Here is a 12,865-nt window from a genome sequence, read left to right as displayed (position 1 = left end):
CATGATGGATACCTAGTTGTCATGATGATTTCGTTTCAGATCATTAGAGAAGTCAGGCTTGGCCTGACGCACCGGATTCACGTAGAGGATACTTCCAGACACATCTGTCTTAGCAACAATCGCGAACCGATCCAAAGCTTTCTTAAAAGTCGATAGTTCGAGTAAAGTCTCTCTTAGGGAGACTTACGCCTGCCTTTTTTCCAAAAGGTCAGACCTAAATTGCTCCAACGCAACCGCTAATCCTGAAATTTCATCATTACCTGAGGTTTCTATCTTAGCATCCAACTGCCCCCGAGCGATCTCATCCGTTGCTGATGACAGGTAGTTAAGACGCTTGAGTAGTTTGGGTCGTATAAATAAGAAAACGGCTCCGAGTGGAAATAAGACCAAGACAACATCGAATACAGTGAGTGTGGTGACTACCGATCTTTGCTCTGACTCTACGTTTTTGTATTGTTCAGCTACAAAACGTTCTGCCAAAGCGACGAGTTCAGCAATGTTGTTTTGTAAGGTTTCGGACACCTCCGTATTAAGCCCCGTTAAGTCGTCTAATTCGTCTATGATCGCAAGTTCGCGAGCCTTGAGCGGAAATACTCCCGAATCCTGACTATTGAGCTGATCTAGCAGTAATGATATTTCTTGTTTAGCCGCTTCACCGAAAAGATCTGCTGCTCCACGGTTCAAATCGCTCACTAGAGATCTCATGTTCTGAATGTATCCAGCTTTATACGCTAAAACTGATGCTTCAGACTCCGCCAAGATTGCCCGTGAAAGAGTAATTCTCATCAACTCAATTTGAGAAAAGAGCGAAGGGATATCAGTACTTGAATTATCGATATTTCCCGAATTTATATCACTCTCACTTTGGTAACTCTGAACATTGAGATCGGTTTGTACCCTGCGAAAGGCAACTTCCAAAGCATCGTCTAGTTCATTCAATTGCCGGTTAAGAGTTAAACGATCTCTGACTTTCACAATCGAGCGATCATAGTTGGACAAAATTTCGGAAAATAATCCAGAAATTCGTCTGACTCGATCATCGTCTAAATCAAGAGATCTCAACCATGACAGATTGGACTCAACTTCAGAGCGAGCCGCAGACACGGCCTTTACGTATTCAGAAAGCTGATCGGTAGTTTCCGCAATCGGTGTATCGTTCGTCAAGTTGACAAAACGAGTAGATGCATCCGAAAGGCGGAAAGCATTCACCAAAAGCGGGATCGCAAACTTAGAGACCTCTCGGCCACTTTGGTCAATGCGTTGCAAACCTTTCCACGCAAAGAAAACCGCTAAAAAACCTATCAATGAGAGAGATAAATAACTCAATACTAGCAGGGATCCAATACTGGACATCTGCGCTACCTTATTCTTTCCTCTCATTTGAAATGTCATACGGCATCCGTTTATACCTGTAAAACTCCTTTCTTTTGGTTGTGCGCCTACACGATTCAAAGATTCTCCCACGCAGAATATTTTTGCGCCAAACCGGGCTGAGCTTAGCCTCTCTTTCGTTGTTCGCTAAAACCGGCCTAGCGAAAGACCCTGAAGGCGCCCTCGGCGATAATCACGCAGAAATCGTCAAAGCGATTAAAGCGCTGTCATTGCCTAAAGGGACGCATCTGACCCTATTGCATCCACAAGGCTGCGAAGCGAATCTGAAACCGATCATTAATGCATTCAGTGCTAATACCGGAATCAAAATCCTTCTGAAATCAGCCGATGTAGATATCATAAACAGCACAATTGGTCTAAACGTAATTACTGACAGAGACGCGTTCGACATCGCCATACCCGCAACGTTCGGCATTCCGGATCTTGTAGAAGCTGGAGCTTTGAAAGACTTAACGCTCTTCGAGCGTAAATATGCGGCTGAGTCTATCCATAGCGACATGCTGTTTTCCACTGGAGATTATTACAAAGAGAAATTCTTCGGCTACCAAACTGATGGCGATGCTTATGTGATGTTCTACAACCGCCTCTATATTGAAAATCCAGAGGAATCCAAGCGCTTTGAAGATACCCATGGCTACGCTCTAAAAATCCCAGAGACCTGGGATGAGCTTGATGCCATGATGGCTCACTTTCATAGGCCAAAAGAAGGATTATACGGCGGCTGCCTCTATCGAAGTATAGATTACACAGTTTGGGAGTGGTGGATTCGTTTTCACGCAAACGGAAGTTATCCACTCTCCGACAACCTGAATCCATTGATCAATAACGAGTCGGGAATTAAAGCTCTAGAAGCGATGATCAAGAGCTCAGATTTCCAGCATCCAAGTGCCTTCACAAATGGCTTATTTGAAAACTGGAAGCTATATGCTGACCGAAAGTGCTTCGCCAATATTGGCTGGGGCGGCACACAGAAATTTCTTCGAAGCAACCATTCTAAAACAGAAAAACCTTTCGTATTCGGTGAATTGCCGGGAGGCACCCTCAATGGGGTGAAATTTACAGCCCCATTTTTCAACTGGGGTTGGAATTATGTTGTATCCAACTTTTCGCAGAACCCCGAACTGGCATTCCTCTTTACGCTTTACGCCTCTTTGCCTGCACTTTCAGCCAGTTCTGTGAGTCAACGAGAAGGCTATTTCGACCCATTTCGCAAAGAGCATTATGAGAATCCTGATATCATTGATACATACGGTACGGATTTCCTAAAAATTCACAAATCAAGCATGACCAGAGCCATCCCCGATTTTTATATGCATGGTTATCGTGACTACTTCGCTGCACTCAAAGAAAGTATCAATTTAGCACTCAAGGGCACCCTCTCTCCCCAGCTCTCATTAGACATCGCGGCAAAGAAATGGGATGATATCACAGATGAAATTGGCAGGGACTCACAGATGAAACAATGGTCGTTTTTGAAATCACTATATCCAGAACACATAAAGCATGCCCTGAGTTGAGTCTCGAAGAGCACCTAGCGAACCACCCACCATTTTTAATGGTTGCGATGAGATAGAGAATCTTCCAGTGGTTCATTCAAAGCTCCGACATCGAATTCGAGTCGATACCCGCTGTGTTTGAACTGAGGGTTTCAGTCACTGGCTTCTGATTCTTTCCTTTCTATTGATTGGTCCGTGTTTCGGGTCCCAGTGACATTCCCACTCAACGAGCTAAGGATGGCGCAACATAATTTCGACTGATGACTAAAGCAGTCTCTCTTCGCAAAATACATGACGACAGTGATTCTCACTGTAGATCGATCTTGCATCTGGAATTCGGCCCCCTCGGAGAGACTGCCCTACCCGATGCCGTTTCAGGTAGGGCGTTTTCGCCGAAAGCGCCGGGCCGTTGACTGCCTAACTGCATAAGGGATAAGCGCAGCCAAAAAGCTGAATATTACGGATAGAAGTTCTCACCAAAACAGGCTGCTGACATCGATCGAAATCACGCCCCACTTTGTTTCCAGCTGAATCATGAGTTGATCTACCTCTAGAGCCACTTCAACCTAGGCGTATTGATGACTACTTTCGACACCGTCGCCATTCTCACCTACTTCGGACAATCAAATTTCGCAGGAAAGATAATCATTCTGGTTTTGATGGGATTCAGCCTGCTCGCCTGGACTGTGATGATTGGTAAGTTCCTGGACTTGAAAAAATTACGCACTGCGAACGCGTCTTTTGAACGAACAGCGAGCCAAGTTCCACTTTTGCTCCAGATCGATGCATCATCCTTTGGGAAGCAATGGGGAGAAGGCCCCTTTAGCTTCTTAGTTTCCGAGGCAATCACTGCTTTCCATCGTTACCAGGCTGAACCTGAGCAACAGAATCGAACAATCGATGCGCTTCAGCTGCGGATGGGCCATGTAGAAAATGCACTGCAACGCGCCGTAGCCGAGCAAACCATGAAATACGAAACAAAGATGGTGCTGCTGGGCTCGATCGTAACAGGGGCTCCGTTCTTGGGACTCTTGGGAACGGTCTGGGGAGTGATGGATGCATTTGGCTCTATATCGCAGTCGAGTGCTACTCTACAGACACTCGCTCCGGGCGTGAGTGGAGCGCTCCTCACCACGGTCGCTGGGTTGTTAGTCGCCATTCCTTCTGTGTTCGGTTACAATTTCCTTCTGACTTCAACCAAATTGGCGATCACTGAGCTGGAGAATTTTGCCAGTACAGTGGCTGATCGCATCGAATTGGAAGCACACCAGATCGACATTTGAAGAGATGGCTCGAAATTTTCACCGCAAGGACCGCATGAGTGCAGTGAGTGAGATCAATGTGACGCCATTGATCGACCTCGCATTTGCCTTGCTGATTATTTTCATGATCACCACGCCATTGCTGGAGCAAACCATCCCTGTGGACCTCCCAGTGGAGAATAATCAAGATGCCCAGCCCTCACCAGAATTGCGCGTGGAGACCGTATCCATCGACGCTGGAGGGAATTATTACTGGGGCGAAACGCAAGTCGACTCCGTGAGGCTGCAGGCCATCATCGCTGACCTCGCCTCAGAGTCAGATCCTCCGGTTATTCGAGTCCGCGCCGATGCCACCGCTGCCTTTCAATATCAACGGGTGGTGAATGTGCTAAGTTGGTTGAGGGAACACGAGCTGAGCAAGGTGAGTCTGGATACACGTGTCGAATAGATCGCAGTTAATTCAGTGGTTTCTGCGGCCACATACTTGGTCGCCATTCCAACTTTCAGGGGCATTACACATTTCCGCCCTAGGCGCTTTGGCGCTATTCGCCTTTGCCTCAACGTGTTCGCGCCCAGAGGAGATTCCTTTCACCTTCGAAATGGTGGATTTACCCGATGATGCAACGGCTCCCGCACAACCGACAAACGCACCGACGCAGACGACTCCTGAACCCAGTCTACCCAAGCCCGATTTGAATTTCAGCCAGCTCGAAGAACTCGACGTCCCGCCCATCCCCGAACCCGCTGAGATTACTATCCCGAAACCCACACCAACACCGCGTCCGGTCAAAAACGAGCCGAAGCGGATGAGTATCGAGGAGTTTCGCCGGATGCACGGCACACCCCAGACGCCGACACAAGCGCCTCGCAGTCAGCCCACACGCCCAACGGTAAACATTCCTCAATTCGACACTTCAGCGATTCGGCACCGCCTCAACAACGCCGCGAATCAAGACATTCACACCGACCATGACACCCACGCGTCGGCGGCCCAGCAGGCCTACCCAGCGAAGATTCGCGGCATCATCAACAGTCTTTGGAATCCCGACCCATCACTTCCCGCTCAGAGTCTAGTCGCCGAGATCGAATTTCGAATCGATGGGCGTGGTCGGGTTGTAAAGTATCGTTGGGTCCGACGCTCGGGATTGGCGCAGTTTGACGCGAGCATCGAGCAAGTATTTGAGCAATTAAGGGATTTGCCCCCTCCCCCAGATCAGCGGCCACATACCTATACCATTCCCTTTGCTCTGAGGTAATCCGCCCGGATATCGAAAAGAAAATAGTCCAGCCGCACTGTCGCGTTGACGTGTAACAAACCAATCATCAGATTTATCGGGCAATTTCCGAAGATGAAGATGATTTAGAATGAGTCCCCATTACTTCGATTGCACCCTCTTCTCTCTTCCACTTTCAAAGAATCCTCTCGCGCAACCAACGGATCAGGAAATAAATTAGCGTGGATTCGCGTCCATTAGCGGATAGGTTAAGCCAATGTGAAGCTTATGAACAGAGTGCCCAGCGCGCCCCCAAAAAACGACCGTTTTATCTTTTCATCGCGAGGTGAAGAAAGTTCAAGTCTCAGACCCACTTCATAATTCGGCGGTCCAAGTGCAAGAGCGTCGAGGATCAACCCATCGTTGAAGCCCTCAAAGACATTGCATCGCAGTATGACCGTTAAGGGAAGGTAGGTTAAGGTATGCTATTGTTGAGAAGGATACTCGAGCCCCAACCAACCCGGGTGAATCTCTGGCGGAAGTGGAGCAGTGTTTAAAGAGTTATGTTCTTTCATCCACCTTGGTCCAGGACGCGGAAAATTCCATTCAGTTCCATATTCCACGGCTCCCAGATCAGAAGATTCACCTTTACTGGTATGTCCGTACTTTAAGTCATTACCCAAGCTACCGGAATCAATGCATGGAGAATCTGATGCTAGATGAAAGTCTATAGGTTCTTTATCTGGCTCTGGTTTTTCATAAAAACCGACAAATGGCATAGCCTCTGGCTTGTTTGGAAATCTTGGCGCTCTCACTAATCCAGGTTCAGTATTTCGAATCGCATGTGTCAGGTGATCCAATTTATTTATGGTGCCCCGGTAAAGATTGTTTGGGCTTAATGTCATTCCTTTGTATGGCCAATAATGCGCCTGCCATACTCTAAATATATTGTTGTCGATGAGTACATCATCAAAAAAATGATCCTGTCCTGTCCATACAAATGCCTTATTCGGATTGAGCATTGTATTATGCACTATTGTGACTCCACTTGTTGGTAGTTCGTATTTTCTCCAGGCTGGAATCATATACCACTTAAGCAGAGCACAATTATTGAGTCCCATTCTACTCTGGTATACAATGTTGTGATCAATTATAAGCCGTCCTTTCAAAACCGGTGATATCGCTAAAGCGCTCACGGCATCCATAACAAAGTTATGATGGACTCTTAAATTCAACGTGGGCTTGGAATCGAATTCAATGCATTCGTCGGCAGCACTTCTCAAGACATTGTAAGCGATCTCTGACATGTCCTTCGGATCACGACTATTACTTGGCCTTGGTCGTATAAGATCAAAGCCCTCATAGGCATGATTGTTTATAATACGGTGACGCAGCCCATGATGTTCGATGAAACTTGCAGCAATAACTCGTCCCCATGCCGCTAACACTCTCCCATATTTACTTTGTGCCCAACGCGCCCATTGGAAACGAGGGAATAAATGCCATTCACAGTGTTCGACCAATACATCATCAGCCCCCCTAATAATAACTCCTTTCAACGTATCGGTGAAAATTAGGTCACTCAATTGTAAATCGTCTGCCTCCTCTGTGGCCAAAATTCCGATTTCTGGTGCAAAATCCATTTTGATGCCATGGATTCGCCAGTGAGGGGCTTTGACCTGAATGAGACAACCTTCACGGCGATCTAAAATCGACTTATCATAGTCTTTGACCCAACTCCTATCGACAACTTTGTGATATTCAATTAAGTCGTGGCTAGGTGGGTCTACCATGTAAGGTCTGTGAATGCGAACCTGCTTGGGGTATTCGTTTAGAAGTAATTTCAGATATAATTTACCCCCTTCGTAACAATAGCCTTCTGGAGGGACTTGCTCTTGCCATTGGCCATTATTTTTAGGCAGGCGGCCTTCTAGAAGATCCTCGACCCCATTGAATGGCTGCAACAATCTTCCATCGACTTCAACATAAGTCGGTGTGTAATCTAGGTCACACTGCCATAGTTCGTCCGCACGAGTCCAGGTCTCCTCAATCACAATTGCATTTGAGATAATAGCCTCTCCCAGTGGATCTGATATTAGGCTGATCGGTGCATCACTTTCTCCTGATCGGTTTATTATCAAACGACCTGTATAGATCCCAGGAGCTAATGAAATAACATCTCGCGGTTTCGCATTGTCTAGGATAAACTGCAAGTCATCGCCGGGCAGGACTCGAATTCGATTCTCTGGGAATGATGGCATTGGGCGTAGTTCGGGCCCTGTCCAGCTACGAACAGTTTCATCCGGCAGGAAAGTAAGATCGTCTGAAAGTAAAGGCGTCTGCAAAAGACCAGCTATGAATACTGCCAAAATTGATCTGATAGATGACAAGAAACCCCCATAATGGATTAGGCATAATTTTTGACTACTTCGATTCATACTCATTCTCTTTTATAAGATAAATGGTATTTCTTTGTCTTCTTTGATTCTCGTGACAAGTAAACTCTGATTTCCAGCAATATCTATTATGATGAGACTACCTGTCGAAATGGCTCCGAAGGACGATCTTTCTCTCTCGGCCTCCCAATGGCGAAGGCAGAGTCTACCGTTGGAGTAGACAGAAACCTCGATGCGTCTTTTTTCACCATCCCAGCGCGCAGTTTCCACTAGCTTACCGTTTGCGAGCAGCGTTAGCATTACGTGTTCTTTGATTGATGTAATGGGTTGTCCACGAGCCATTGGCGTGGATACGACGACATCGATAACCGAGTTAGTATTGACTGGTCTGACTCTAACAGACTGCTGGCCATGGCCTATCCCATCACGCGATCCACATCATCGAGAAACCGATCGACTATCGCGGCTTCGGTAGCCCAATGGCACATGAGTGCTGGGTATCGGCGACGAAGTCGTAAAACTGCCATCCCTGCTCACGCAGGGCTTTCGCTGAGCCTTCGGGTGAGCGGACGAATACGCCGCTAGCCTGAACAGGAAAGAGATTAGCGTGAATTCGCGGATAGATGAAATCGATACCAATTTCATACAGAAAGTTCCCAGCTCAACTGTAACAACACGGCCAATCCATATCGAAGCGGACTCTTCCCCCAAAGACCTACACCCAGCGTCTTTTTCCTCGCTCCAGTATGCCAAAGTAACTTTTTAACACTATCGATCCGCGCACGCGAAGCACACGACCAAATACATGATTTTTCAGCCACTTCCATCTCATTACCCCAACCAAAATGAAACTCCAGAGATATCAGAACAATGCGTTGATATAATATTAACTGTTAGATAGGGAAATGAAACATGAGGACATCGAATACTTTATGCGCGAAAGAACTTGCGAGACGAAAAGTAAAAGAAGTCTACGTTGGCATGATTGACCCAGACCCAAGAAATCAAGGTGCTGGAATAGAGATTACAGTGGGTCTACTAGAAGAGGAGGTTAGGCAAGACTTGGAACCCTATTTGCAGAACGAGTGTTAACCAGTCAAAATAGCCAGCGTATGGAAATGAATTTGTCCGGACTCGGGCTCGGTAAAAACAACAAGTAACGGATCGAAAAGCCACCTGCCTTGTTTCAATCAATGACAGCCTCTTGAAAGAATTATCTTTGAAACCCCTGATTACAGCCAGCACTTGGATGAAGAGAAAAAAGTACCCTGATAAATCTGTGCACATCTGTGAAATCCGTGGTTTAAAGAGATTTTACCTCGCGCCCACTTAGCTCAAGGCGCAGAGAAAGTATCAAGGAAGCATTTGGTGAAGGATTATCCTTATCGCACAGTTCCTGCTAATAGCTTTTGAGAGGAGACATGCCATTTCAACCCCAGATGTTCAAACTGCACCACCGGCAGGCCATTTCTAGCCGGTCGCTCCGTTGTCGGCTAGCGCCGCCATCAGGGCACCTCTACGTTCACTAAAAGAATGTGCCAAATCCACTATTTGTTGTTGATATCTGCGTTTTGCTGTTTGGGGATATCCACTTCAGTCAAGCCTATCGATCCGAAAGCCTATATGGATGGTTATCTCCATGGTTTAGAGCATAGCTCGTCGGTAATGCTTGGTGTTGATCCATCAGGAATGAGAGCTGATGAACGACTCGGGCGTATAGGCGATTTCACGAGCGCATTTGAGCGAGGCAAAAAATTGCATGCCTCGATTAATGAGAATGTGTTATATTCGAGTGATATTAACTTAAGCATAGAGCCTAGCATCGAACTTCGGACAAGTAGGGATTTGATCACGAGACAGTCTGCATATTTTTCGGGACATTTTGCAGCAATACAGCTGGTGAGTCTGAACAATTTCCGAAAGAAGGTGTTTGATATCCAGGTCCCGAACCACCATTTAAAATCTTCAGCAGACTACTACAAAGGAATCCACGATGCTGTGGCGTTGATGATAGAGATAGGTCTTCCTATCAAGGAGTGAACAAGAATGAATGAGAAGGCGGCGCAGAACTTGATCCCTTCTCATCATGGAAAACGCTAACAAAGACACCTACACCCTCGGCCTCGATATTGGAACCGCTACACATGCGCTATGCGTTTTAAAGTACACTGGAGAGATCCTCGAGAAGACCTCTGCAGCCAATAGTAAATAATCTGTGGCCATCTGTGAGATTTGAGGTCTAAAATTACTTCCTCTGCACTGCGTTCAAGCACAGCCGATGAGCCGTCAGCTCTTAATCATCAGATGGCTCAGACAAAAAACACCTTCGCCAGGAACCAGCCGACTGTCATTACCAAGGCGACCCCGATGAAGTTGAGGGGTATCCCGGCTTTCAGCATATCTTTTACCTGAACGTGATTGGTGCCGAAAACGATGGCGTTGGGCGGAGTTGATATGGGCATACTGAAGGCGAAACTGGAACAGATTGCTGCGGGAAAGCCTATCATGATGGGCGGGATGCCTTGTGCGACACCCAGTTGCATGATGACCGGTAAGGCCACCATACAGAGCGCCACGTTACTCATAATCTCAGTGAGGAATAGCGTTACGAGAGCCAGTGCGAGAACCAGTAGAAAAGTTGACTGGATATCCATGGCCGCAAAGAAATCGGTCGCAGCCTGAATCAAACCGGCATCCCTCAATGAACCGGCGAGAGCCATACCCCCGCCGAAGAGCAGCACGATATTCCAAGGCAGGTGCTTGATGTCATCTATATCTAAGACGGGTTTGTTTTCCCTACGATCATAGGGAATAAGAAAGAGAAGTATGCCGCCGAGAATGGCGACGGATGTGTCGTTGATAAACCGGTTCCCCACTAGACTATGAATCACTTCTTTAAATACCCAGAGCGAGCAGACTAAGGAGAAGATGATCAGCGTCAGCTTCTGCTCTTTGGACACTTTGCCCCGACCTGCGAGCCTCCCCTTAATGAAGTCCCCAAATCGATCATCAATCGGCAGTGAGAAGGGGAATACCCAGCGCAGGAAAAACAGCATGACCGCAAGCAACGCGACCGCCACTGGGACCATGACGGCCATCCACTTCCAAAAATCCACAGTATAATCGTAGAGCTCATCTAAAAATCCGATAAAAACGACATTAGGCGGAGTCCCAACGGGTGTCATGATGCCCCCAATGTTGGCAGCGTAGGCGATGGATAAAAACAAAGCCAAGGCCATAGGCTTTAAGTCAGCCGCGTCAGACTCCGGCAAATTTTTGCCCAGAAACCCAATAACCGACAGAGCGATCGGCACCATCATGACCGTTGTCGCCGTGTTGCTGATCCACATACTCAAAAATGCAGTAGCGACCACGAATCCGAGCACGATCCCACGGTCGGATTTACCGGTTACATTTAGAATACACAGCGCAATACGCTCATTGAGCCCCGTCTTCTCCAAAGCCCGCGCGATGATGAAACCACCGAGAAAGAGATAGATGATCGATGTCGAATACTGCGGAGCCACTTCCCGAATACTCGATAGACCCATCAGCGGTAAAAACACCATGGGGATGAGCGCGGTCACACCCAGAGGCAATATCTCGAATACCCACCACAGTATCATCCAGGCTAACATGAAAAGTGTGAGCACTGCCTGGGGCTCTCCCAGCCGAGTCAAGAATCCAAAGAACACTTCGAGCAGCAGCACGACAAAGGGCAAAACGGAGACGACAGCCTTTTTCATAGCTCGCCAGGTTTACCTGCCTAGGCTGTGAGCGCCAGACTTAGTTTGGTTTGCAAGGTGCTTTCGCAACATCGTGATTACATCTCAAAATAAAGACGGTTTCCACGCGGTGACTCAGCTTGAGCACAGCGCACTGGTCGGCATCATCGCGGCGAATTGGGGCGGAGACGCCGTTGCTTTGCCGCTGCCCCGCCGCCCCATGCTCGTCATGGCTGCGGAACATGACCTGTGTTGGGTTTATCACGATCATCGCCCACGGATCGATCCCGATTCGGGCATACCCTACGACTACGCTAGCCTACCCTACGATGCTCACGTGAAACTCTATCGAGAAGGCGCACGCTATTTATCTGAGCGCGAACCCTATGGAGGCCTGATGCTCAGCCTTCACGGAACAGGCATTTATAACGGTCGACACGGAACCGATGCAGAAATGGTGCGGCCTACCCGTTCTCCTGAAGAAGCACAAGCAGTGAAGACCTATTTGGCGGATGGCGAAGCTTTTCGAGACACTCTCCGAACCCAAATAGAAGACGAGGGAGGAGAAAATATCCAAGGCTTAGATAACAAAGTTTTGTGGACAAACTACCACCTCATGCAGGTATGGGATCGATTGGGGCTCCTACTTTCCAAAGGCATCGCGGAAAGCTTTGTGATCGAGCCCGTGCCGCTACTCTCGGGCGATGCAAACGGCAGCATTCGATTCAGCTACCAAGGGGACGGTTTGTATCTGGCCGATCCTTATCCGTTTGCAGTTCCCGAGGTGCATTTGAGTGTGAACGCTCGGCGGCTTCCTCGGACAACATTCTCCGACGACAAAGAGTACCAAGAAGTGTTAGATACGGCACCCAATATTTTTTGGAATTATCGCTTCCGGAGCAATGAGTCAGGGTATCTCTACTTGCAGCCTACAAAGTCCTAATCGCCGGTTGTCGTTGTCGATCTGTGGTTCAGGCTAATCCGTGGAGTTCGTTTTGATCCGCGAATAAACGCGAATAGACGCCAATTTCTAAAAACGGAAAACTGGGGGTTCTATCGGGAATGCTACACTTCCAGAATCGTTTTCTTGCGGGCGATTGATGCCGAGCTGGAGCTCGACGTTCCCAGGAGCTGGTTTTTGCCAGCGAGTGTAAAGTCCTGATCGCTGTCGCTATCTCTGTCGAAAACCCCAAATCCACATTAGCCCCGCTGTTCAAAAGATCTGTCCCCAATTCCAAGATTCACGAAAATTCGTAACCCGTGGAGTCTCGATTACGAACACGACAACGATCACGAACACGATTGTGTCGTCCTGAAATAGGTTGTCATTTCATACACGAAATCGAAACCAATGAAGGCAGCTAAGAAAGAAAAAATCGT

Annotated in this window: 9 protein-coding genes; 6 read left to right on the top strand and 3 right to left on the bottom strand. The window is 47.6% G+C overall.

Annotated features, from left to right (window positions below; translation table 11 throughout):
* Window positions 1-183 precede the first annotated feature (183 nt).
* On the bottom strand, window positions 184-1,464 hold the full coding sequence (locus HRU10_13800) for a HAMP domain-containing protein (protein ID NRA28304.1): 1,281 nt from the start codon (window positions 1,462-1,464) through the stop codon (window positions 184-186).
* Between the two features lie 47 nt (window positions 1,465-1,511).
* On the opposite strand from HRU10_13800, the gene HRU10_13795 reads away from it, so the two are divergent.
* The 4 genes from HRU10_13795 (at window position 1,512) to HRU10_13780 (ending at window position 5,406) form a co-directional block, all read left to right on the top strand.
* On the top strand, window positions 1,512-2,909 hold the full coding sequence (locus HRU10_13795) for an extracellular solute-binding protein (protein ID NRA28303.1): 1,398 nt from the start codon (window positions 1,512-1,514) through the stop codon (window positions 2,907-2,909).
* Window positions 2,910-3,466: 557 nt separating this feature from the next.
* Window positions 3,467-4,171 (top strand): MotA/TolQ/ExbB proton channel family protein, encoded by a 705-nt coding sequence (locus HRU10_13790; GenBank protein ID NRA28302.1) that lies wholly within the window; start codon window positions 3,467-3,469, stop codon window positions 4,169-4,171.
* Window positions 4,172-4,175: 4 nt separating this feature from the next.
* Window positions 4,176-4,598, top strand: coding sequence for a biopolymer transporter ExbD (locus tag HRU10_13785; GenBank protein NRA28301.1), 423 nt, complete (start codon window positions 4,176-4,178; stop codon window positions 4,596-4,598).
* A gap of 88 nt (window positions 4,599-4,686) precedes the next feature.
* On the top strand, window positions 4,687-5,406 hold the full coding sequence (locus tag HRU10_13780; GenBank protein ID NRA28300.1) for a TonB C-terminal domain-containing protein: 720 nt from the start codon (window positions 4,687-4,689) through the stop codon (window positions 5,404-5,406).
* Window positions 5,407-5,849: 443 nt separating this feature from the next.
* Here HRU10_13780 and HRU10_13775 read toward each other — a convergent pair whose 3' ends face one another.
* Complete coding sequence (locus HRU10_13775) at window positions 5,850-7,733, bottom strand: hypothetical protein (protein NRA28299.1); 1,884 nt, start codon at window positions 7,731-7,733, stop codon at window positions 5,850-5,852.
* 1,650 nt (window positions 7,734-9,383) lie between these two features.
* Here HRU10_13775 and HRU10_13770 point away from each other — a divergent pair.
* Window positions 9,384-9,800: a hypothetical protein gene (locus tag HRU10_13770; GenBank protein ID NRA28298.1), complete on the top strand. Its 417-nt coding sequence runs from the start codon at window positions 9,384-9,386 to the stop codon at window positions 9,798-9,800.
* 269 nt (window positions 9,801-10,069) lie between these two features.
* Here HRU10_13770 and HRU10_13765 read toward each other — a convergent pair whose 3' ends face one another.
* Window positions 10,070-11,506: a DASS family sodium-coupled anion symporter gene (locus HRU10_13765; GenBank protein NRA28297.1), complete on the bottom strand. Its 1,437-nt coding sequence runs from the start codon at window positions 11,504-11,506 to the stop codon at window positions 10,070-10,072.
* Between the two features lie 73 nt (window positions 11,507-11,579).
* On the opposite strand from HRU10_13765, the gene HRU10_13760 reads away from it, so the two are divergent.
* Window positions 11,580-12,428, top strand: a complete 849-nt coding sequence (locus HRU10_13760; protein ID NRA28296.1) for a DUF3891 family protein — start codon at window positions 11,580-11,582, stop codon at window positions 12,426-12,428.
* The last annotated feature ends 437 nt before the right edge of the window (window positions 12,429-12,865 follow it).

It is taken from the genome of Opitutales bacterium (assembly GCA_013215165.1).
Classification (GTDB): domain Bacteria; phylum Verrucomicrobiota; class Verrucomicrobiia; order Opitutales; family JABSRG01; genus JABSRG01.
The sequence above is the reverse complement of the archived record's forward strand: the minus strand, read 5'-3'. Positions and strand labels throughout refer to the sequence as shown.